General features: G+C 65.4%; 18 protein-coding genes. 7 read left to right on the top strand and 11 right to left on the bottom strand.

Features of this window, described 5'->3' with window-relative positions:
* Positions 1–46 precede the first annotated feature (46 nt).
* Together BM154_RS09740 and sbcC are read right to left on the bottom strand one after the other, a co-directional pair.
* Entirely contained in the window at positions 47–511 is a 465-nt protein-coding gene (locus tag BM154_RS09740; protein ID WP_139225427.1) for a hypothetical protein, read from the bottom strand.
* The gene (sbcC, locus tag BM154_RS09735; protein WP_074882690.1) at positions 501–3914 is read right to left on the bottom strand and encodes an exonuclease subunit SbcC; all 3414 of its coding nucleotides are present in this window, start codon (positions 3912–3914) and stop codon (positions 501–503) included. Before sbcC ends, BM154_RS09740 begins: the two co-directional genes overlap by 11 nt.
* A gap of 171 nt (positions 3915–4085) precedes the next feature.
* Between sbcC and BM154_RS09730 the strand changes: the two genes are divergently transcribed.
* The gene (locus tag BM154_RS09730) at positions 4086–5213 is read left to right on the top strand and encodes a PQQ-dependent sugar dehydrogenase (protein WP_074882687.1); all 1128 of its coding nucleotides are present in this window, start codon (positions 4086–4088) and stop codon (positions 5211–5213) included.
* A gap of 96 nt (positions 5214–5309) precedes the next feature.
* On the opposite strand, the gene BM154_RS09725 is transcribed toward BM154_RS09730, so the two are convergent.
* Positions 5310–6611, bottom strand: a complete 1302-nt coding sequence (locus BM154_RS09725; RefSeq protein ID WP_074882685.1) for an SLC13 family permease — start codon at positions 6609–6611, stop codon at positions 5310–5312.
* Between the two features lie 28 nt (positions 6612–6639).
* Positions 6640–7461 (bottom strand): amidohydrolase family protein, encoded by an 822-nt coding sequence (locus tag BM154_RS09720; RefSeq protein ID WP_074882683.1) that lies wholly within the window; start codon positions 7459–7461, stop codon positions 6640–6642.
* Between the two features lie 174 nt (positions 7462–7635).
* Between BM154_RS09720 and BM154_RS09715 the strand changes: the two genes are divergently transcribed.
* The 3 genes from BM154_RS09715 (at position 7636) to BM154_RS09705 (ending at position 12156) form a co-directional block, all read left to right on the top strand.
* A complete protein-coding gene (locus BM154_RS09715) occupies positions 7636–8364 on the top strand; it encodes a GntR family transcriptional regulator (protein WP_074882681.1) in 729 nt (242 codons plus the stop codon).
* A gap of 270 nt (positions 8365–8634) precedes the next feature.
* Entirely contained in the window at positions 8635–10269 is a 1635-nt protein-coding gene (locus BM154_RS09710) for a methyl-accepting chemotaxis protein (protein WP_074882679.1), read from the top strand.
* Between the two features lie 249 nt (positions 10270–10518).
* Positions 10519–12156 carry a methyl-accepting chemotaxis protein gene (locus tag BM154_RS09705; RefSeq protein ID WP_074882677.1) on the top strand — a complete coding sequence of 546 codons (1638 nt, stop codon included), beginning with the start codon at positions 10519–10521 and terminating at the stop codon, positions 12154–12156.
* Positions 12157–12709: 553 nt separating this feature from the next.
* Here BM154_RS09705 and sbcD read toward each other — a convergent pair.
* A complete protein-coding gene (gene sbcD / locus BM154_RS09700; protein WP_074882675.1) occupies positions 12710–13927 on the bottom strand; it encodes an exonuclease subunit SbcD in 1218 nt (405 codons plus the stop codon).
* A 232-nt stretch (positions 13928–14159) separates the two neighbouring features.
* On the opposite strand from sbcD, the gene BM154_RS09690 reads away from it, so the two are divergent.
* Genes BM154_RS09690 through BM154_RS09680 form a run of 3 tightly spaced genes read left to right on the top strand, consistent with a single transcriptional unit; the run spans position 14160 to position 17043 of the window.
* Positions 14160–14951 carry a 50S ribosomal protein L11 methyltransferase gene (locus BM154_RS09690; RefSeq protein WP_074882672.1) on the top strand — a complete coding sequence of 264 codons (792 nt, stop codon included), beginning with the start codon at positions 14160–14162 and terminating at the stop codon, positions 14949–14951.
* Positions 14952–14954: 3 nt separating this feature from the next.
* Entirely contained in the window at positions 14955–16304 is a 1350-nt protein-coding gene (locus tag BM154_RS09685; RefSeq protein ID WP_074882670.1) for an APC family permease, read from the top strand.
* Positions 16305–16356: 52 nt separating this feature from the next.
* Positions 16357–17043 (top strand): HAD family hydrolase, encoded by a 687-nt coding sequence (locus BM154_RS09680; RefSeq protein ID WP_074882669.1) that lies wholly within the window; start codon positions 16357–16359, stop codon positions 17041–17043.
* Between the two features lie 532 nt (positions 17044–17575).
* On the opposite strand, the gene BM154_RS09670 is transcribed toward BM154_RS09680, so the two are convergent.
* From BM154_RS09670 to BM154_RS09645, 6 genes are all read right to left on the bottom strand, one after another.
* On the bottom strand, positions 17576–17794 hold the full coding sequence (locus tag BM154_RS09670; RefSeq protein WP_074885240.1) for a DUF6434 domain-containing protein: 219 nt from the start codon (positions 17792–17794) through the stop codon (positions 17576–17578).
* Positions 17795–17823: 29 nt separating this feature from the next.
* Positions 17824–19008, bottom strand: coding sequence for a chromate efflux transporter (gene chrA, locus BM154_RS09665; RefSeq protein ID WP_074882666.1), 1185 nt, complete (start codon positions 19006–19008; stop codon positions 17824–17826).
* Between the two features lie 111 nt (positions 19009–19119).
* A complete protein-coding gene (locus BM154_RS09660; RefSeq protein ID WP_074882663.1) occupies positions 19120–19488 on the bottom strand; it encodes a hypothetical protein in 369 nt (122 codons plus the stop codon).
* Positions 19489–19497: 9 nt separating this feature from the next.
* Positions 19498–20142 (bottom strand): dual specificity protein phosphatase family protein, encoded by a 645-nt coding sequence (locus tag BM154_RS09655; RefSeq protein ID WP_074882661.1) that lies wholly within the window; start codon positions 20140–20142, stop codon positions 19498–19500.
* Complete coding sequence (locus tag BM154_RS09650) at positions 20139–20876, bottom strand: phosphatase PAP2 family protein (protein WP_074882659.1); 738 nt, start codon at positions 20874–20876, stop codon at positions 20139–20141. Before BM154_RS09650 ends, BM154_RS09655 begins: the two co-directional genes overlap by 4 nt.
* Positions 20877–20899: 23 nt before the next feature.
* Positions 20900–22855: an LTA synthase family protein gene (locus BM154_RS09645; RefSeq protein ID WP_074882656.1), complete on the bottom strand. Its 1956-nt coding sequence runs from the start codon at positions 22853–22855 to the stop codon at positions 20900–20902.
* Between the last annotated feature and the right edge of the window lie 38 nt (positions 22856–22893).

Below are 22893 nucleotides of genomic sequence, written 5' to 3'. Positions count from 1 at the left end.
GAAAGTGCAACCGGCGGTAAACACCGCCAGCGGCACAAGCGAAACGCTAGCGGTGCGCCTTCAGCAGGTTGCCGATGGCCTTGCGATCACGCTTGCCGTCACGCTTGTCGAGCACGTTCAGGAAGCCCAAGGAATCGAGGCCATTGAGCGTGGTCTTCGGGCTGACGATCTTGCGCTTGGGGTCAGCGCCATGGTCGAGCAGCAGCTTTACCAACACGGGCTCGTTATAGAGGATCGCGCCATTGAGGGCGGAAAGCCCCATCTGGTCCGGCTCATCGACCGGGCAGCCGGCCTCCAGCGCCTGTTTCATCTGTGCCAGCGCCATGTCCTTGCGCGCCTCGGACTCGCCGTAGGCGGCCGCCATCAGCGTCAGGGTCGGCGCCTGCATGCCGGCATTGCCAAGCACGCAGCCGCGCTCGTCCATTACCTGCAGGCCATGATCCTTTTGCAGATCATCGGCATGGGCGACGCCAGCGGCCAACAGGCACGCCGTTAGAAGTCTAAATCGCATAACGTTTCTCCAGGGTGCTATAGCCCATACCCACGCCCTTGTTGACCTTGAGCTGCACGGCAACGCGCTCCTTGAGCGCCTCGACGTGGCTGATCACGCCGATCATCTTGCCGCTGGCGTTGAGGTTGTCGAGGGCATCGAGGGCCACTTCCAGGGTCTCGCCGTCCAGGGTGCCGAAGCCTTCGTCGAGAAACAGCGAGTCAATGCGCGTCTTGTGGCTGACCAGATCGGACAGCGCCAGGGCCAGGGCCAGGCTGACCAGAAAACTCTCGCCGCCGGACAAGGTGCGCGTATCGCGCGCTACATCGCCCTGCCAGGTATCGATCACTTCCAGCTCCAGTTCGCCGAGGGATTTGCGCGCCAGCTGGTAACGGCCGTGCAGGCGCTGCAGTTGCCCGTTGGCCAGGTGCACCAGATGGCCGAGGGTCAGGCCCTGGGCGAAGCGCCGGTACTTGGCGCCGTCGGCCGAGCCGATCAGGCTGTTGAGCTGCTGCCAGCTGTCGTACTCGCCCTGCTGCCGGGCGATGGCCTCGAACAGCGCCTGCTGGTTGAGCCGGCGTTGTTCGTCGCCCTGCAACTGCCCGCGGATCTCGCCCTGGCGTTGGCCGAGCTGCTTCAGGCTCGCCTGTAGGGCCTGCAGCCTTTCATCCAGGTACGCGGCGCTGTGCTCGGTCTGTGGCTCGGCGTGCAACGTGTTCAGTTGCGCCTGGGCGGAAGCTTGCAGGGCATGGGCTTCGGTCTGGGCCTTCTCCAGGCGCTGTTTGAGCGCCTGCAGCTGTTCGCGCTGCCTGTCATCGAGCAAGGCGCCGAGAAACGCTGCCTCGTCGGCGAACGGGCTGTCGGCCAGCGCCGTCTGCCACTGCTGCGCTACCGCCTGCTCGGCCTCCCGCAACGCCGCCTGCTGGCGGGCAATGCCGTCCAGGGTGATACGCAGTTCCAGGCAACGCCGCTCGGCGCTTTGCCACCTGGCCTGAGCTGATTCGAGCTGTGCTGCAGCCTGGTCGAGCAGTTGACCGACGATGGGCTCACCGCCCGCGTCCTGCCAGCGTGCCTGCCACTGCTTCGCCTGCCTGTCGGCCTCGCTGGCCTGATGCAGCAATGCCGGCTGCTGCTGCGCCAGTGCCTGGCGCCGCTGCCCGGCCTCTTGCCAGCGCTCAGCATCGGCCTTGCGCGCCGCCAGCCAGCTGGAGCCGTCTGCGGGTAAAGGATGGCCAAAGGCGGCAAGTTGCGCCGTCAGCTCGGCCTCGATCTGCCCGTGATGCTCACGCTGCGCCACTAGCTGTTCGTCCAGCGCCTGCTGCGCCGCCAGGCCACGGTCGCGATCACGTTCGACGGCGCCCAGTTGCTGCTGGGCCGCCGCGTGTTTCTGGCTGCTGATGGTGGCGTCCTGGCGTGCGCGTTCGAGTTCCTGCTTGAGGTTGTCGAGCTGCTTCAAGGTCGCGTCGACCTCGACGCGCTCGGCAATTTGCCGGGTCTGCGCGGCGGCGAGCGCCGACTCGTCATCGGGTAATGGCTCCAGCACCTCGCCCTGGCGTTGCCAGGCAGCGGCAAGCGCGTCGAGCTGGCGCTGCAGGTCCTGCTCCTGTTCACGGCTCTGCGCCACCTGGCTCTCCAGCGCAGCGACCTGGTTGCCCAGGTTCTGGCCCTGCTCGGTCAAGGCATCGAGGGTCTGCCGCGCGTCATCGCGCTCGCGCTGCGTGGCCGATACGTCCAGTGCCTGATAGGCAGCGATGGCCGGATGTTCGGTGGAGCCGCACAGCGGGCACGGCTCACTGGCCTGTAGCTGCGCCCGATAGGCCTCCAGCGCCTGAATACGTTGCTCCTGCTCGAGCAGTTTGTCCTGATCGCTCAGCCGCTGTTTCACCTCACGGTAGCGCTCGCGCAGGGCCGTACGCTGCGCTTCGCGCTCGCCCAGGCCTTGCAGCTGCTTGGCGAGGTTGGTGGTGACGCGCTGTAGGTGCTGGGTGAGTTGCGCGCGCCGCTCGGCCAGCTGCGCCAGTTGCTCCAGCGCACTGCCGCGGGCATGCACCTGCTGCCAGTGAGTGCGCCAGTCGCTTTCGCTGCGCCCAGCCAGTGCGGTTTGCCAGCGCCCCTGTACCTCAGTGACCCGTTGCTCGGCATCTGCCTTGGCCTGACTCACGGCCTGCAGCGATTGCGCGAGGTGGTTCAGGTCGAGTTCAAGCTGTTGGAGCTGATCGGCGCCCGCCTGCTGCCTGGCCTGTAAACCGGCGATTACCTGTTTCGCCTGGTCGCGGACATCAAAGGCGCGCTGCCAGCCGCTGAGCTCGGCGCTCAGGCGCTCATGGTCAGCCGAGGCCTGCAACTGCGCATCAAGGGCGCGACACTCCTCCTCCAGACGCTGCAGGGTCTGGTTCTCCTCCAGGGAGACTGCCGCGCTGGCCTTGGCGGCCTGGTGCAGATTGTCGCGTAGCCGCGCTTCGGCCTCGGCGAGCTGAGCTTGCAGGGAACGCTGTTCCTCTTCACTGGCAGCCAGCGCGCGAACGGCCTCACGACGGGCCTGATAAGCCGGTTGCAAGCGCTGCGCAGGCTGGCTGTCATGCAAGCGCATCAGTTCGCCGGAGGCATCCTGCTCGGCCTGGGTGGCCGCCTCGACCTGAGCAGCCGCTGCGGTAACCTGCGCTTCGGCCCGCGCCAGGTCGGTCAGCCACTGGCGCTGTCGACCGGCCTCGACGAAGGCGGCTTGCGTCGCACCCTCCTCTACCGCCAACTGCGTCGCCTCGTCGGCGAGCGCCTGGCGTTGCTCGTCAGTCAGCAGCTCGACGCCCTCGGCGCGGGCGCGCAATTGATCCAGCGTGCTTTTCACTTCACGGGTCTGCTCGAACACCCGCTGGGAAATCTGCCCGTAGATATCGGTGCCGGTCAGCTCTTCGAGCAGCTCGGCACGCTGGTTGGCGGAGGCTTCGAGGAAGGCCGCGAAGCCGCCTTGGGCCAGCAGCATCGACTTGGTGAAGCGGCCGAAATCCAGACCGGTGAGGCGCTCCACCTCTTTGGGCTTTTCGCTGAGCTTGTCGGTGATGATCTCGCCGTCCAGCCGCGCCAGCTCGGCCTTGGCGCCCTGCAACGCGCCATCGGCCTTGTCCCGCGCCCGGCGTTGGCTCCAGAAGGCGCGATAGCCCTGCCCCTTCACCTCGAACTCGACCTCGGCCAGGCACTCGGCGGTATGCCGGGTCATCAGCTCGTTCTCGCCGCCGACCTTGTCCATGCGCGGGGTGCGGTGATACAGCGCCAGGCAGATGGCATCGAGCAGCGTGGTCTTGCCCGCCCCGGTCGGCCCGGTGATGGCGAACAGGCCATTGCTGGCGAAGGGCTCGGCGGTGAAATCGATCTTCCACTCGCCCTTCAGCGAGTTGAGGTTCTTCAGGCGCAGGCTGAGGATTTTCATGGAGACGGGCTAGGCTCGATACGGTAGCAGGCGACTATTGTGGCATTGTCGCCGGTGGTCGGGGCCTTCCTGCCGACGCCCGAGCATTGACGCGCGTGGTAACAAAAACCTCCTGTTACATTCCCAGCACGCGAGTAACGTGTGAAACCCGCTTATCAGGAGAGATTCGCCATGACCCGTCCCGTTCATCTTTTGCTCGGTGGTATCGCACTCGGTCTCGCCAGCCTCGCCGCCCAGGCGGCGGATGCCCTGCCCCAGGCACAGTGGCCATTCACGGCCGAGCCACGTGCTACCCTCGACGAGCCCTGGGCCATGACCTTTCTGCCCGACGGCACGCTGCTGGTCACGGAGAAGCGCGGCGTACTCAAGCATGTCGATCCGAAGAGCGGTAAAGCCAGCGATATCGCCGGCGTGCCGGAAGTCGCCTACGGCGGCCAGGGCGGTTTTGGCGACGTGATCCTGCACCCGGACTTCGCCAACAATCACTACGTGTATATCAGCTATGCCGAAGCCGGTGAGGGCGATACCCGCGGCGCCGCAGTGGCACGCGCCAAGCTGCAGCTCAACGAAGATGGCGGTGGCGCCCTGACCGAGCTGAGCGTGATCTGGCAGCAGACGCCGAAAGTCAGCGGCAGCGGCCACTATGGTCATCGCCTGGCCTTCGGCCCGGACGGCAAGCTGTGGATCACCTCCAGCGAGCGGCAGAAATTCACCCCGGCGCAAGATATGAAAGCCAACCTTGGCAAGCTGGTTCGGCTCAACGATGACGGTAGCCTGCCGGGCGACAACCCGTTCGCCGACCAGAGCGGCGTAGCCGCGCAGGTGTGGTCGCTGGGCCATCGCAACATGCTCGGCATCGCCTTCGACGCCAGCGACAAGCTCTGGGTGCACGAGATGGGCCCGGCCGGCGGCGACGAGTTGAACCTGATCAAGCGTGGCGAAAACTACGGCTACCCGGTGGTTTCCAACGGCGATCACTACGACGGCAAGCCGATCCCCGATCATGACACTCGCCCGGAATTCGCGGCACCGAAGATCACCTGGACCCCGGTCATCTCGCCGGCCGGCTTCGTCATCTACCAGGGTGAGCGCTTCCCGGGCTGGGACGGCGCCGGGCTGATCGGCGGGCTGTCGTCCCAGGCGCTGGTACGCGTGGCCTTCGACGGCGACAACGCCCGCGAAGCCGAGCGTTACGACATGGGCGCGCGCATCCGTGAAGTCGAACAAGGCCCGGATGGCACCATCTGGCTGTTGGAGGATGGCAGCGGTGGGCGGCTGCTGGAGTTGCAGCCCAAATAATCGGGTTCCCGAGTATCGCCTCGCTCGACCCGAGCGACGTGCAGGCCATAAAAAAACCGCAGCCTGGCTGCGGTTTTTTTATGCCCGAAATTCGTCTCAGTAAACGAACGTCAGCAGCACGTTGAACACCAACGCCGCCACGAAACCTATGGGCGCGGCCTTGAACAGCAACTGTGGGAACAGCGCGGTGCGGCTCTGCTCCGAGGTGCAGGAGCCGAGGATCAAACTGCCGCCGGAGGCGAACGGCGAGATCGAAGTGGCTTGGGCACCGACCACGATGGCGATGAAGATCACCATCGGCTCGATACCCATGGTCGCGGCGATCGGCGGCACGATGGGGAAAAGCGCCGGCGTCACCACGCCCAGGGTACTCGCGAAAATCGACATGATCGCGGCGATGATGCCGAACACCAACGGCACCAGAACCGGCGGGATGGTGCTGCCGATCCACGAGGCGAGGATGTCGATGGTGCCGGCCTTGATCGCCACCGAGATGAGCATGCCCACGCCGCAGATCATGATCAGCGTGCTCCACGGTACCGAGGCCATGGCCTTGCGCTCGTCACCCAGCTTGAGCAGCAGGGCGATCACCGAGAACAGGCTGGCGATCAGGCCGATGTCCATCTTCGAATTGATGAAGGTGACGGTGGCGTTGTCCGGCAGGGCGATATGGGCGATGGGCGCGGCGAGCACCATGGCCATCATCGCCAGGGTCAGCCACAGGGTGATGCGCTGCTCGCGGTTCAGCGGCGATGGCGGCGTGGCCACAAAGGACGAATTCTTCATCGACTTGCCGTGCCCAGTGAGGAACACGAAGGCACTGATCACCACCAGCGGAATCACCAGGGTGCTGAGGAAGATGCCGAAGGCGTTGATGAAGGCATCGTTCTCGGAGATGCCCGCGCCGGTCATCAGACCGCGAAAGATGATGCCGCTCTGGCTGGACACGAAGTTGGCACCGGTCAGCGCCCCGTAGTTCACCGCCATGCCGCCGAGGATCAGGCTCATGCCGGTGCGCTCGCAGAGCAGCAGGGTGATCGGTGCCATGAACGCCAGCACCGTGTAGTAACCCGCGCCCATGGCGGCGATCGCCCCGGCGGTGGCGAACACCGCGAAAGGCAGCAGCTGCGGAAAGGCTCGGCAGGTGTAGATCAGGTGTTCGGCGAGTTTCTCCAGGGTGCCGTTGACCGTGGCGAAGCTGTAGAACAGGCATACCGAGAAGATGATGAAGAAAATCTTCAGCGGCCACATGTTGATGATGTCGGACGGGCTCAGGCCCATGCCGAAACAGCCGATCAGGTAGGCAAAGGCAATGGCGAACAGGCCGATATTGATCTTGGTCTTGTAACCGAGGGCCACGGAGATAACGATCGCCGCGACGACGAGCAGGCTCATCATGATGAAGGCTTCCTGTGTATGCGGGCGATCAGCGGGTGAAGCCGAACAGACGGCCGGGGTTGGCAACCAGCACCTGGGCGCGTTCGGCCGGCTCCAGCAGCGCCTCGATCATCGCCAATTGCTCGGCATAGTGTGTCCGATCTTCGAACTGGGTGTTGGGCCAATCGCTGCCCCACAGGAAGCGCTCGAGCCCGCCAGCCGCCTCACGTACCTGCGCCAGCACCCGAGTCGCCTGGGGCAGATCGGACTGGCTGCGGTAGGCCGCCGACAGCTTCAGCCACACCCGTGAATCGCCGAGCAGCGCCAGGAATGCCCGGTGATTGGCGTTCTGCGCATCGATACCGCCGGTTGGCAGGCCGAAATGGTCGATCACCACATTCACGCCAGTGGCGAGGATGGCCGGCACGATCTGCGCCAGGTCATCGATGCCGCGCTGGATTTCCACCTGCCAGCCACGAAGCGCCAGGCGCTCGAACAGCGAGGTCCAGCCGGGGCCGGTGTAATCCTGCAGCGCCTTGCCGATCAGGTTCAGGCGGATGCCAACCACCCCGGCTGCCGCGAGCGCGTCCAGCTGCGCGTCGTCGATGTCGTCATCGACCACTGCCACGCCGCGCAGGCGCTCGGGGAAACGGCGCAGCACCTCGACCATGAAGCTGTTGTCGGTGCCCAGAAAGCTCGGCTGGATCAGCACGCCATGGGACAAACCATGGTGGTCAAGATGGCCAAGGTACTGCTCCACCAGCGCATTGTAAGCGGGGCTGTAGCGACGGTTGGCGACCATCGGCAGATCCTGGCGAAAGATATGCGCGTGGGTGTCGATGCCGGTGATGGCAGGGCGGGAGGTGCTCATTGAGGCGTTACCTGATCGATTGTTATGGAGACCGGCATCGGTGCCAGCCGCTGTTATCACGACATGCAGTCATATATATGAATAGTTGACCATATATTCAGGTCAAGCATTCTGTCAATCAATCAGCCAGTGGTAGAGTGGCGCCAGCCTGTTGCAACCGGACACAAAGACGCGATGACTCTCGGATACGACGAACGCCTGCCGCTCTACCAACGCCTACGCGAGGAAATGCTGGCCAAGATCGCCGCTGGCGAGTGGTCACCCGGCGCACCGATTCCCACCGAAGCGGAGCTGACCAAGCTTTACGGCGTGGCCATCGGCACGGTGCGCAAGGCGGTGGATACGCTGGTCAACGAGGGGCTGCTGCTGCGCAGCCAGGGTCGCGGTACCTTCGTGCGGCGGCCGAATTTCGATGCCTCGCTAGCGCGCTTCTTTCGCCAGGTGGATGCCAGCGGGGGCCGGGAAATCCCCACCAGCCGGATTCTCTCCAAGGCGCTGCAAAAGCCCTCCAGGGAAATCGCCAAGGCGCTTGCCCTGAAAGCCGGTGAGCAGGTGCTGCGCATGGAGCGCCTGCGGGTCATCGAAGCGCGCACGCTGTTCCACGAGGAAATCTGGCTGCCCGCCTCGCGCTTCATCGTGCTGCTGGATATCGACTCGGATACCTTTGGCGACCTGCTCTACCCGTTCTACGAGAAGCAATGCGGCCAGTGCATTGCCTCGGCCCGGGAAACCCTCACGGTTGGCTGTGCCGACGCCGAAATGGCCGGCACTCTGGCCATCGGCGAGGGCGACCCCATCGTAGTGATCGAACGCACCGCCCTGGGCTACGACCGCAGCCCGCTGGAGTACCGCCTGTCGCGCGCCGCGGCAGCCAACTTCCGGTACCAGATCGATATCTGCTGAGGTGCCCCGCCGTGCCCCTCGCGGCGCTGCCCACCTCGTGGCCCGCTCTCTTGCGACACGCAGCCGGCTGCACTGGCGCAGCCGGTAAATGGCTGTCAGATAATCGTAAAGTTTCTTGAAACTGGGGCTTTCAGCCATGCAGGAGGCAAAAAGCAGCGAGCCTGCATCTTTTCGATTTACGCCGCGCCATTGAAGTGCTATCAGAGTTAAAAGACGCCGCCGGTTCGCGCCGGCTGCCATTACAAGAACAACAAAATCAGGAATGCCGCCATGAACAGCTTGCGTCGCTTGCCGATCAACCGTCGTCTGTGGCTCATCATCGCCATGCCGGTGCTGATGCTGGTGCTGCTCGGTGCCTACATGCTCCACCAGATCAGCGTTGGCCTGTACGCCGGCAAGGCCGAGAAGACCCAGCACGTGGTGCAGACGGCCGTGGGCCTGCTCAAGTACTACCAGGGCCTGGAGGCAAGCGGCACGTTGAGCCGCGAGCAGGCGCAGAAGCAGGCGATCGAGGTGATTCGCGGCCTGCGCTACGGCGGCCAGGAGTACTTCTGGATCAACGACCAGACGCCGACCATGATCATGCACCCGACCAATGCCAAGCTTGAAGGCCAGAACCTCTCCGCCCTCAAGGACCCGGACGGCAAGGCACTGTTCAACGACATGGTAACCATCACCAGAAGCCAGGGCGCCGGTCCGGTTGATTACCGCTGGCCCAAGCCGGGCGCCAGCGAGCCGGTGCCGAAGATTTCCTATGTGGAGCTGTTCCAGCCCTGGGGCTGGATCATCGGCTCGGGCGTCTACGTCGACGACGTGCAGGCCGAATTCAAATCACAGGCGCTGAAGGCACTGGGCATCAGCATCCCGGCCACCCTGCTGCTGATCGTCCTGGTGGTGATGATTTCGCGCAGCATCGCCGTGCCCTTGCAGCAGGCGGTCGCGGCCATGGCCAATATCGCCAGTGGTGAGGGCGACCTGACCCATCAGCTCGATGACCAGGGCCGTGACGAGCTGGCCGCCCTGGCCGGCCATTTCAACGCCTTCACCGGCAAGATGCGCCAGGTGATCCGCCAGTTGCTCGACTCCGCCGGCTCGCTCGACCAGGCCGCACGCTCGCTGGGCGACATTTCCAGCGCGGCGCAGCAGCACAGCCAGCAGCAGGCCCAGCAGATGGAGCTGGTCGCCACCGCGGTCAACCAGGTGACCTACGGCGTGCAGGACGTGGCCAAGAATGCCGAGCACGCCTCCAGCGAAGTGCATACCGCCGAAGAGCAGGCGCGCCAGGGCCAGCTCAATATCGACGCCAGCCTGACGCAGATCGACCAGCTGTCCGCCACCATCGACAAGGCCGTGACGGTGATCGAATCACTGGCCAGCGAAAGCACGCAGATCGGCGGGGTGCTGGAGGTGATCCGCTCGATTGCCGAGCAGACCAACCTGCTGGCGCTCAACGCCGCCATCGAGGCCGCCCGGGCAGGCGAGCAGGGCCGCGGCTTTGCCGTGGTCGCCGACGAAGTGCGCCTGCTGGCCCAGCGCACGCAGAAATCCACGGCCGAGATCCAGGGCATGATCGAGCGCTTGCAGGGCAACTCCCAGGCCGCGGTGAAGGCCATCGGCGACAGCAGCCAGGCCTCGCGCCTGACCGTCGAGCAGGCCAGCCAGGCCGGGGAAAGCCTGGCGCAGATAGCCCAGTCGCTGCGCAACCTGACCGGCCTCAATGCCTCGATCGCCAGCGCTACGCTGCAGCAGTCCCATGTGGTCGACGACATCAACCAGAACGTCACCCAGACCGCTGCGCTGGCCCACAACACCGCCGAGTCGGCCGACCAGTCGAGCGCTGCCAGTCAGCACCTAAAGCAACTGGCCGAACAACTCGGCCGCCTGCTGGGCCAGTTCCGCATCTGAGAGGCATGCCCGGCCTGAATGCGCCCACCCCGCACGCGTTCCGGCCGGGAGCCCACAGCCTCGCCCCACACGCTTGCACACGCCGGGCAACGGGCCATAGAGGCCCGCTATAACATCAATTAGCCAGCACAAAACACTTGCTTTGCGCCATGGAAGGATTAGCCTCAGCGCTCCCCGGCCCACTCTTCCTGCAAGCGCGCTGATCGGTTTTATCGAGCCGGCTTTCTCTCTTCCATAGGTACACCCAAGATGTCGCAACCCCTAACGATCGCCCAGCGCCTGGCCATGGGTTTCGGCCTGGTGCTGTCACTGATGATTCTGGTCGCCCTGGTCGGTATCCAGCGCGTGCAGGTGATCGACAGCAGCCTCAGCGAAGTCAACGAAGGCGCCAGCCTCAAGCAACGCTATGCGATCAACTTTCGCGGCAGCGTGCACGACCGTGCGATCGCCATCCGTGACCTGGTCCTGGCCCGCGAGCCCGCCGCGCTGAACGATCAGTTGCAGAACATCGAGCGCCTCGATGCCTTCTACCAGCAATCGGCTGCGCCGCTCGACAAGCTGGTCGCCGCCAACGGCGCGAGCGCCGAGGAACAACGTCAGCTCGACCAGATCAAGGCCATCGAGCGCACGGCCCGCGACTTGACCCAGCGGCTGATCAACCAGCGCCAGAGCGGCGATATCGAGGGCGCCCAGGCGCTGCTCTCGCGTGAAGTGGCAGTTGCCTACCTGGACTGGCTCAAGCACATCAACGCCTTTATCGACCTGCAGGAAAAGGACATCATCAGCAGCCTCGATGGCGTGCGTAAGACCGCGGGCAGCTTCGGCCTGCTGATCGTGGCCGTCACCAGCGTGGCGATCCTGCTCAGCGTGTTCGTCTCGTTGCTGATCATCCGCCGCCTGCGCTCGACCCTCGGCGCCGAGCCCCACCAGGTCGCCGAGGTCATCCAGCGCCTGGCCGGCGGTGCCCTCGATCAGCGCATCGAGACCCGCTACCCGAACAGCGTGATGGGCGCGGTCAAGGACATGAGCGCACGCCTTGGCGACACCATCGCCCAGGTACGCAGCGCCGCCAGCGAGCTGAACCTCTCCGCCGACCAGCTGCGCGCCACGTCGGCCAGCAACAACCGCCAGTTGCAGGCGCAGTCCGAAGAAGCCGAGCAGATGGCCGCGGCCATCAACCAGATGGCGGCTACGGTCAACGAAGTGGCCGGCTACGCCGACACCGCAGCGTCGGCCACTCGCAACGCCGATGGTGAAGTGGAAACCGGCAGCCAGCTGGTGACCCAGGGCGGCCAGGCGATCCAGGAGCTGGCCAAGGTGCTCGACTCGGCAGCCGAGCGGGTTGAGCAACTGGCTCGCGACAGCAGCAACATCGAGACCATCATCGCGGTGATCACCTCGATTGCCGACCAGACCAACCTGCTGGCCCTCAACGCCGCCATCGAGGCCGCCCGGGCCGGTGAGCATGGCCGTGGCTTCGCCGTGGTGGCCGACGAGGTGCGCTCCCTGGCCAACCGCACGCAGACCTCGACCCGGGAAATCAGCGGCATGATCGAACAGCTGCAGGCGGGCGCCAGCGGTGCCGCGCAGATCATGCAGACCAGCAGTCAGATGGCCCGCAAGACGGTCGAGCAGACCACCGAGACCGAGCAGGCACTGGGCCGCATTCGCCAGGAAGTCGGCGCGATCAAGGACATGAACGCGCAGATCGCCAGCGCCGCTCAGCAGCAGAGCCTGGTGGCCGAGGACGTCAACCAGAACATCAGCCGCATTCACGCCAGTACGGTGGAAACCACGGCGGGCTCCACCCAGGTGTCCGCGGCCAGCGAAGAACTGTCGTCCCTGGCACGCCGGCTGATCGAGCGGGTGAGTTTCTTCAGGGTCTGAGAGCCTGCTCATGACCTTTATGAGCGTAAAGCGGCAGCTGCAAGGCAGAAGCGGACATTCGCGTAACTTGTGGGAGGGGCTTTAGCCCCGAGTTTCTACAACTGATCGTTCCACACATTGTGCGTGAGCTGTGGTTTGCCAGAGTTATCGCATTGTTCTTAAGTTCGGTTCCGCTCTGTCGAGCGGGTTTCTTTTGGCATCGCCCGGATGGCCGGCCCCGCCAAAAGAAACCAAAAGGTCTAGCCCCGGCATACGGCCCCGGCTTCGCCGGGGTTCCCTCGCTACATCGTTGCTCCGAGGGCCCGACCTAGGCGGCCCCCCACGAAGGGCCATCCATGGCCCATCGCGGCTCTCGCGACATCCATGTCGCTGAAGGCTGCCCGCCCGGCCCTCTCCGCAACGATTGCGCTCGGCCTTCTGAAGGGGCGAATTGGTGTCGCCTGCTAGTTTTGTAGCGTGAGGAACATCAAAAGCGAAAGCGCCCGAACGGCCGCTTCCGCCTTTTAGCTGCCAATAGACGAACCTGGGCTGAAAGGTCATAAACAGGCCTGAGTCAGGCCGAGTCTTCGCGCAGCTCAGCCAGCACCTTGCCGTAAAGCCCATGCAGGCGTCGGGTCTGCTCGGGCTCCAGGGTTTCGCTGGCCAGGCGCTGTTCGAACACCTGCTCAGGCGTCAGCTCGTCGAGCATGCCCTGCTCGCCCTGCAGGCTAGCGACCGCGGTACCACGGGCGCGGCGAATGCGCAGCACTTCCACCGGCAGGCCTTCGCACAGCGCGGCGATGCGCACCGGCAAATCGCTCAGGTAATCGTCCAGCTCGACCTGCACCTCCAGCCACACCGGGCGCTCGGCGCTGCCCTCGCGGGCCGCCTCGGCCAGCGCTGCCGGCAGGGTCTGCAACGAGCCGCGCAGCGACTGCAGGGCCTGGAAGCGGGGCACCGGCAAGGCGCGCACCTCGCTCAGGCCACCCTCGTTCAGGTCGACCAGCAGTACTTCCTTCTGCTGCCGCGCTTCGTCGAAGCTCAGCGGGATCGGCGAGCCGCTGTAGCGAATATGCTCCAGGCCCCCGACCTTCTGCGGCCGGTGGATATGCCCCAGGGCGATGTAATCGACGGCTGGGAAGGACGAGGTCGGGAAGGCCTCCAGCGCGCCAACGTAGATCTCGCGCACCGACTCACTGGCGCTGGCGCCGACGGTGGTCAAGTGGCCGGTGGCGATGATCGGCAGGGCCGCACCAAGCTCGCTACGGCGGGCCAGGGCCATCTCGTACAACGCCTGGTAATGGCCGTGTATGGCCTGTTGCAACGACAGCTGCTTGTCCGCGGCGCTCTGCCCCGCTTCGCTGCGCAGTACATCGCGCGGGCGAATGAAAGGTATGGCGCAGAGCAGCGCCGCCGGCTGGCCATCGGCGCCACCGAGCACCAAGAGCTGCTCATCCAGCTGCGCACCGACGCCGGGAATCACCCGGGTACCCAATTGCGCCAGCAAGGTGCGGCTCTCGCCAAGCATGGCCACCGAGTCATGGTTGCCACCAAGCACCACCAGTTGGCAGCCGGTATCGCGCAGGGCCACCACGAAGTGGTTGTACTGCTCACGGGCATAGCTGGGTGGCGAACCGGTATCGAAGACATCCCCGGCGACCAGCACCGCCTGCACGGCGTGCTCGCGCACCTGCTCGATCAGCCAGACGCAGAACGCCTGGTGCTCGGCCTGGCGCGTCTTGCCCATGAAGTGCTGGCCCAGGTGCCAGTCGGAGGTGTGCAGAAGGCGCATGCCGGGCCGCTCCCGTGGGTAAAAATCCGGCCACCATGCCTTTTCGAGGCCGCCAAGGCAATGCCTTCACATCAGGTAACACACCCCGCAGGCGGCGCCGCTTCTGGCCTGCAGGGCCAATTTTCGGGCTATCGACAGGCAGGCCCCGGAGCACAGGTCGAACCCTGGCGCAGAGGCCCCGGTCGGAAAATCGTCCCCTTCCCGAGCCGACTTCGCTGAGAGGTATCCATCGATGACCACCGCAGCCATTCGTCCCTTCTCGTTGTGCGCCTCGGCGCTGGCCCTGTTCGGCCTGCTGCAGGGCAGCGCCCAGGCCCAGACCATAACCCTCGACGTGCCCTATGTGCCGACACCGCAACCGGTGGTGGCGCGCATGCTGGAGATGGCCGATGTCGGCCCCGACGACTACGTGATCGACCTCGGCTCGGGCGATGGCCGTATCGCCATCTCCGCCGTCAAGGACCGCGGCGCCAAAGCCGCCTACGGTATCGACCTCAACCCGCTGCGTGTCGAAGAAGCCGAGGCCAATGCCCGGCAGGCCGGCGTCGCCGGCAAGGTGGTGTTCGAGCAGGGCGACCTGTTCGAGAAGGACATCGCCGACGCCAACGTGCTGACCATGTACCTGCTCAACACCGTCAACATGCGTCTGCGCCCGGTGATCCTGGAGACGCTCAAGCCCGGCACCCGCGTGGTGTCCCACGCGTTCAGCATGGGGGACTGGGAGCCGGATCGCAGCGATATCGTCGAAGGCGCGCGCATCTATCTGTGGGTGGTGCCGGCGAAGATTGCCGGTAGTTGGATGATCGAACGCGAGGGCGAGCGTTTCCATGTCGACCTCGAGCAGCGCTTCCAGGAAATCAGCGGCACCACCGAGCACCAGGAGCGCCTGCGCGGGCGCCTGCAGGGTACCGAGCTGCGCTTCGAGGTCGACGGCCAGCTGTACGTCGGCCAGGTCGAGGGTGATCGCATCGAACCGATTTCTGCCGAAGGCGCGGTGACCGACTGGCGCGCACGACGGAGCTAAGCCATGAGCGCACGGGAAGCGACACGACAACCCGGCCTGTCGGTGATCGACGGCGTCGCCATGCTGGTCGGCGTGGTGATCGGCGTCGGCATCTTCGGCTTCCCGCCCCTGGTGGCCGAGTATGCCGACAACGCCTTCGTGTATATCGGCCTGTGGCTGGCCGGTGGCCTGGTGATGCTGGTCGGCGCGCTGTGCTATGCCGAACTGGGCGCGGGCTACCCGGATCGCGGTGGCGAATACCATTACCTCAACCTGGCCTGGGGCCGGCAGGTCAGCCTGCTGTTCGCCTGGGCCAGGGGCACGGTGATCCAGACCGGGGCGATTGCCGTGGTGGCGTTCATCTACGGCGACTATGCCCAGCGCCTGCTACCCCTGGGCGATTACGGCAGCGCCTGGCATGCCACCCTGGTGGTGCTGGCGCTGACCGCCCTGAACATCCTTGGCACCCATGAATCCAAGCGCCTGCAGGTGCTGTTCACCGGCATCACCCTTCTGGCGCTGGTCGCGGTGTTTGTCGCCGGCCTGTTGCTGGCCGAACCGGTTGCCGACGCGGCACCTGCCGCGGCCGATACCGGCGGCAACCTGGCCGGCATGCTCGGCATGGGCATGGTGTTCGTGCTGCTCACCTATGGCGGCTGGAACGAAGCGGCGTACCTGTCCGGTGAGCTGCGCAACCCGGGCCGCAACATGAGCCGCGTGCTGCTGCTCGGTACCCTGGTGGTGACCGGCGTATACCTGCTGGCCAATCTGGTGTTTCTCAACATCTTCGGGCTGGAGGGCCTGCGTCAGTCCAGCGCCATCGGCGCCGACCTGATGACCATCGTCGGCGGTCCCTGGGGTGGTGTGCTGCTCAGCGCCCTGATCTGCATCACCGCGGTCAGTACCCTGAACGCCACCATACTCACCGGCTCGCGGGTCTATTACGCGCTGGGCCGCGACGTGCCACAGCTGTCGATGCTCGGCGCCTGGAACGATCGCGCGGCCACGCCAGTGCGCGCGCTCGTGGTGCAGTGCCTGATCACCCTACCGCTGCTGCTGTTCGGCGCCCTGAGCGAAAACGGCGTGCAGAGCATGGTCGCCTACACCGCACCGGTGTTCTGGCTGTTCATGTTTCTGACCGCCCTGTCGCTGCTGCGCCTGCGCCGCCTGCATCCCGATCGTACACGGCCGTTCAGCGTGCCGCTGTACCCGCTGCTGCCGCTGATGTTCGCTGCCAGCTGCCTCGGCCTGTTCTGCTCGAGCGCCCTGTATGCGGGGGCTGGCGCCCTGCTTGGCCTGGCGACCCTGGCTGCCGGGCTGCCGCTATTGCTGCTGCAGCGACCGGCCGAAACCGTGGCGAGCGGTTCGAACTGAACGGGTTTCTGTGTTACACAGGCCCTCCCCGCCTTACAGGAGACTGCCTGCCATGCCGCCGAAACCGCCCATCGAACTGCTGATCTGCGACTGCGACGGCGTCTTGATCGACAGCGAGATCATCGCCGAGCGCCATCTGCATGCTGCCATGGCCGAACACTACCCGGCCCACGAGCTGGAGGTGGTACTGGCCGGCACCTTTGGTTTGCAGACCCGCGACATCATGGCCCGCGCTGAAGCGCATTTCGGCAAGCCGCTGCCCGAGGGCTTTCTGGAGAAGAACCGCGCCATCACCAAGGCGCTGATCCGCGAGCAGGTGCAGCCGATTGCCGGCGTGCGCGAAGCGCTGCTGCAGATCGACCTGCCGCTGGCGGTGGCCTCCAACAGCTATGCCGATGCGCTGGCCTTCGCCCTGCAGCGCTGCGAGCTGGTCGAACGGGTCACCGTCGGCGCCTTCAGTGCCGATCAGGTGCAACGACCAAAACCGGCACCGGATCTGTACCTGCTGGCCGCCGAACGCGCCGGCGTCGACCCGAGCCGCTGCCTGGTGGTCGAAGACAGCATTACCGGCGCCACGGCGGCGCTGACCGCCGGCATGCAGGTGATCGGCTTTCTCGGCGCCAGCCACATTCCGCCAGAGCATGGCGAAGCCCTGCGCCAACTGGGCGTGCATCACCTGATCGGGCGCATGAGCGAGCTGCCGCCACTGGTAGAGCGCCTGCGCCACGGCAGCGACTAGAAGCTGGTTTTAGATCCTGCTTACGACCCTTTCAGCCCAGGTTCTTCGATTTTGGCAGCCAAATGGCGGGAGCGGCCGATCGCCCCCGTTAGGATGGCTGGGGATTATCTGTGGGAGCGGGCCATGCCCGCGAAAGGTAATTGGGCATAGGCCATCCCCCCACAATGAGTCCGCCAGCATTACCGAGTTGTCTGTGCGCTCAGTTCCGCTCTGACGAGCGGGTTTCTTTTGGCATCGCCCCAAAAGAAACCAAAAGGTCTAGCCCCACCATACGGCCCCGGCTTCGCCGTGGTTCCCTCGCTTCATCATTGTTCCGAGGGCACGCCGCGAAGGGCCATCCTTGGCCCATCGCGGCTCTCGCGACATCCATGTCGCTCAACCCTCTCCACGACGATTCCACTCGGCCTCCTGAAGGGGCGATTGGCGGCGTCAGTTACTTTTGCGCAAGAAAAACATTACAAAGCCAGCGATGGCCGTCCGCTTTCTGCCTTGTAGCTGCCGCTTCATGCTCACAAAGATCATGAACAGGTTCTTAGGATTGGGCAGCGCCGTTACGCCGTTTCCATTCGTCCACCACATCCCCCATGGTGCGTGGTGCGCCGCTGCGAATCCAGGCCATGAAAGGCCGGTCGAAACGAAAGTCGGCACCGCACTGCTCGGTCATGAAACGACGAACCTTCTGGGTGTTACGGTAATCGCTGCCTACCGGTATATCGCGCGTGATGGTACCGCCGTGCCAATCAAAAGCCATGCTGCTTTCCTTGCCAATGGAATCTGCCATCACAGTACAAGCCAGCCGATCAACGCACCAGCTACCACCACCAGCCAGGGCGGCAGCTTGCCGGCCATCAACGCCAGCAGGGCGAGCAGCACCAGGGCGACGTCCAGCAGATTGCTGACGGCGCCGGTGCCCACCGGCTGGTAGAGCGTGGCCAGCAGCAACCCGACCACCCCGGCATTGACCCCCGCCATCGCCGCCTGCAGCCGTGGCCGGGTGCGCAGACGCGCCCAGAACGGCAGCACGCCGACCAGCAGCAGAAATGAGGGTGCGAAGATCGCCAGCAGGCACAGCAGGCCGCCCAACACCCCGGCGATGGCCGTGCCGAGAAACGCGGCAAAGGTGAACAGCGGCCCAGGCACCGCCTGGGTAGCGCCATAACCGGCCAGGAACAGGTCGTTGCTCAGCCAACCGTTGGGCACCACCTCGGCCTGCAGCAGCGGCAGCATCACGTGGCCGCCGCCGAATACCAGGGCACCGGTTCGGTAGAACACCTCGAACAGGCTCACTAGCGGGCTATCCAGCACATGGGCCAACAGCGGCAGGCCAGCCAGCAGCGATACGAAGATCACCAGCCACAGTGCCCCGGCCCGCCGGCTGATGGCGATGGGTAACGAATCGGCAACGGCCGGCGTCTTCGATTTGAGCACTGCGACTCCCAACAGGCCGGCACTGATGATCACCGCAAGCTGTCCCACGGCGCCCGGCACCAGCAGGGCAACGCCTGCGGCCAGCAGCATCAGCACGCGGCGCGGAGTATCCGGGCACAGCGCACGCGCCATGCCCCACACCGCCTGGGCGACGATGGCGGCGGCGACTATCTTCAGGCCATGCAAGGCGCCGGAGGCCAGGTCGCCGCCCTCCATGGCCAGACCGTAGGCGAACGCCATCAGCAACAGGGCCGAAGGCAGGGTGAAGCCGAGCCAGGCTGCCAACGCGCCGCGGTAACCGGCCTGGGACAGACCGATCGCCATGCCCACCTTGCTGCTCGTAGCCCCGGGCATGAACTGGGCGATGGCGATCAGCTCCGCATAGGCCGCCTCGCTCAACCAGCCGCGACGGCTGATGAACTCCTGGCGGAAGTAGCCGAGATGGGCGACCGGGCCGCCGAACGAGGTGAGCCCAAGACGCAGAAAGATCAGGAATATCGACCAGGGGCGACGGTCGTCAGGTGCGGCATGGGCCATGGGGGCTCTCGAGGTCAGATGTACTCGGTGCCGGCTGCAGCGCGCGCAGTTGCCGGCAGGCGCATCAATGTGCCCTGTCCACATGACTTTTTAAAGGCGGCGCTGCACGCTCTAGCTGCGTTTCAGCGAGCGGCTCATTGCCCTGGCCATGTCCTGGTCGACCTGGTGGTGCCAGTCACGATCCCGATCACTGTCCGGCTGCAGGCGCCGCTCGATATCGGCCTCGGCACTGGCCTGGCATTGGCGGAAGCCGTCATCCCAGCCGGTGGCGTACTGCGTATCGGCCAGGTACACCGTCACGTTCTTGCGAAACGCACCCAGCGCTTTGGCCGCGCTGTCGCCGCTGGCGCACCCGTCGGCATAACCCGAGGCGAAGGCCGGTGGGTAGCCCTGGGCCAGCATGTAGTCGCGCGTGCTCTGGCAACCGCTGAGCAGCGGCACCAGCAGCATAGCCAGAAAAACCGGGCTTCTATTGATCATGATATCCCCTCACCACTCGTTGAATGCATCGAGCACCCTGTCGCGCAATGCGCAGTAGGCCCAGGGGCTGGTGCTGCAGGCGCCACTGGCCAGGGCCAGGCGAAAGCGCGCCAGGTCGACATCACGCACGTAGCGCTCGGCATCCTCGAAGCGCTCCTGCCCGCCGAAGCCGGCGCCGCGCATTTCCGCTATTGCCTGCTGCTTGCTCCAGCCCTGGTAGACGATGCGGTACATGGCGGCGATCAGGCCAGTGCGGTTCTGGCCGTGCTTGCAGTGGATCAGCACCGGGCCGGCCGCCTGGGCCTGGCGAATGCTGCGCAGGGCCTGCAGCACATCGGCATCGGCGACGCGATCGGCATGCAAAGGCTGGTGGATCAGGCGAATGCCCGGGTCGCTCAGCCACTCGGCGTCGCTTCGCTGGTAGAAGTTGATCACCGTGGCGATTTTCAGGCGCTGCAGCTCACTCTGCTGGGTGGCGTTCGGCAAGGCGCTGCGATACAGGTCAGGCTGCATGCGATAGAGGTTGAAGGCCTTGTCCACCGGCGTCGCCCAGGGCAGGTCGGCGGCAGCGCTTTGCACCGCGCTCCAGGCCGGCGCGCCGGGTACGCAGAGAAGAATCGCCAGCAGCAGCGTCTTCGGGTTCAGGTTCTTCATCCGCGCAGCTCCTGAACGGCGGCCGACAAGGGCACGGCCGGTTGCGGCGCGCGGCGATACAGCAGCACGCGGTAGCCGACCACGGCGATCACCCAGTCGAGCAGCAGCGTCCACAGGTTATGGGACAGAAAATGCGCGCCCTGCAGCATGCGCCCCAGCGATAGCACGCAGCCCAGGGTCAAGGCGAACGCCAGCGCCCAGCGGGCCAGGCGCGGCCGGCGATCACGCAGCGCGAAGTACAGTGCCAGCAGGGCGAAGCCGGTAGAAGCGTGCCCGCCCGGCCAGCAGCGCCCGGGTTTATCGGTTGCCGGGCGTGCGCCAATCAGCGGGCTGAAGGCCTCCTGGCCGCCAAACTGGGTGAGGCTCCACGGGCATTGCACGGCGGTCAGGGTCTTGAGCGGCGGCACGATGCTGGTCGACAGGCCCAGCGCCAGCACCAGATAGCCCAGCTCGCGGCGCCAGCCTCGCAGCCTGACCGGCAGCAGGCTGATCAGGAAGGCAACGATGCAGGCCACACCCAGGCAGATGACCATGATCTTGGCCTGGTCATGCAGCACGTTTTCCAGCCAGTAACTGCGGCTGCCGATGAACCCGCTGGCCGGATCGTAGAATAGCCCGGCCAGGGCGAAGTCCAGCGGCTTGGGGTCGAGCCCCAACAACAGCGCCATCAGGCCCAGGGGGATGCCCAGCCACAGCCGGAGGTCGATGGGCCGCGACGGCCGAGTCGATTGCATGGCGCAAGCCTCGGCGAGCGGCGTCACAGCTGCACCGCCACGGCGGCCGGTTGACTAGGATGCCAGCCCAGCAGGCCCTGGGTGAAGTCATGGCTGGCGCCCTGGTAGTAGGCGATATCGCGCGCCACCAGCGGGTCGCTCTTGGTCGCCGCCTGTTCACGGCTGATACCCAGGGCATCGGCGTGCCGGCGCATGGCGCGTTTTGGGCTGAGAATCGCCAGATCCTGGCCATCGAACAGGCCCAGGTGCTGGTAATTGCCGATCAGGGCTCGGCCTGGCGGGGCGTCGTCGCGCAGCACGTTGTGGCCGAAGAAGGTCGAGGTGTAGTCGAAGCCCAGCAACCCGAGCAGCGTGGGGGCAATATCGATCTGGCTGGTGAGGCGGGTCACCTCGGCCGGCGTGACGATACCGGGGCCATAGATGAACAGTGGAATGTGGTAGTTGGCCACCGGCAGGTCTTCCTTGCCGGCGCTACCGGCGGTGTGGTCGGCAACGAACACGAACAGGGTATTGGCGAACCAGGGCTTGGTCTTCGCCTCGGCCAGGAAGCGCCCGATGGCGTAGTCGGTGTATTTCAGCGCCCCTTCCCGGCCGCTGCCGGAAGCGATGTCCACCCGCCCCTGGGGGTAGGTGTAGGGGCGATGGTTGGAGGTGGTCATCAGTTGCAGGAAGAACGGCTTGCCCGCCGCATGATCGCTATCGGCAACGCGCAGGGTCTGCTCGTAGAGGTCTTCGTCGCACATGCCCCAGGCGTTCTGGAAGGTCATGTCTGCACTGGCGACGCTGCTCTGGTCGACGACCCGGTAGCCGTTGCCGCCGAAGAAGGCGTTCATGTTGTCGAAGTAGCCGCGCCCGCCGTAGATGAACACGCTGTCGTAGCCCTTGTCCCGGAACTGCTGGCCAAGGCTGGCATAACCGGACTCGCGGCCGATGCGCTTGACGATCGAGCGCCCCGGGGTAGGCGGCATCGACAGGGTGATCGCCTCCAGGCCGCGATCGGTGCGGGTGCCGGTGGCGTACAGGTTGCTGAAGAACAGGCTGTCCTTACGCAGGGCATCGAGGTTGGGGGTCAGGCCACGCTCATCGCCAAAGCTGCCCAGGTAGCGGGCGCTGAGGCTTTCCACGGTGACCAGCACGACGTTGCGGCGCTGCTCCGGGCCCGGGTTGTCGATCAGCCGGCGAATGTCTTCGGGGTCGTCGTCGACGAACCGCGCATTGCTCTCGGCCACCTCCTGACGTAGCAGCGAACCGACCCGCTGGTCGGGCAGCGTGGCGTAGAACTTCATGTAGTCCAGCTCGTTGTTGCGAAAGGCGGCGAAGAACTGGAACGGTCCGTTGCTGGCCAGTTCGTTCTGGTAGGCATTGCCGCCCAGCCCACGGGGGAAGTTCTGGTTGACCGCCAGGGTCGCCAGCAGCGCCCCGGCCAGCACCAGAGCCCCGGCACCTAGGGCCGGCCGATGCGGCATCAGCGGCGCGGCCAGGGCCCTGGCGACCGGGCGGCGCAGGGCCAATGCCAGGAACAGCGCGGCCAGCGCCAGGGCGGCGATCAGCGGGTACACCGGGTACGACTCGAGGATGTTGTTGACCACCTCCTCCGAGTACACCAGGTAATCCACGGCGATGAAGTTGAAGCGCACGCCGAACTCGTCCCAGAACAGCCACTCGGCAGTGGCGGTGAACAGCATCACGAACAGGCAGACGCCCAGCAGCACGTGAAGGAAGGCGCGATGACCGCGGCGCCGCCACAGCCGGTGCGGGCACAGCAGCAGGTAGAACGCCAGCGGCAATGCGGCATAGAGTAGAAAGGTCGCGTCATACACCAGACCCACCAGGAAGATGCGCAGGATCTCGGCGCCGCCGGCACCGGCATCGCTCCAGTGGGCCAGCAGCAAAGTGCCACGGGTGAGCAGGAAGACGCTCGCCCAGGCAAACAGCACGATCGACAGGTAACGTAGTTGGGCGTAGCGAAGCTGTGGCATCGTATGATCCTGGCTGGATGAACGAGCCCAGTCTTGAC

It is taken from the genome of Phytopseudomonas argentinensis, assembly GCF_900113905.1.
Classification (GTDB): domain Bacteria; phylum Pseudomonadota; class Gammaproteobacteria; order Pseudomonadales; family Pseudomonadaceae; genus Aquipseudomonas; species Aquipseudomonas argentinensis.
The sequence above is the reverse complement of the archived record's forward strand: the minus strand, read 5'-3'. Positions and strand labels throughout refer to the sequence as shown.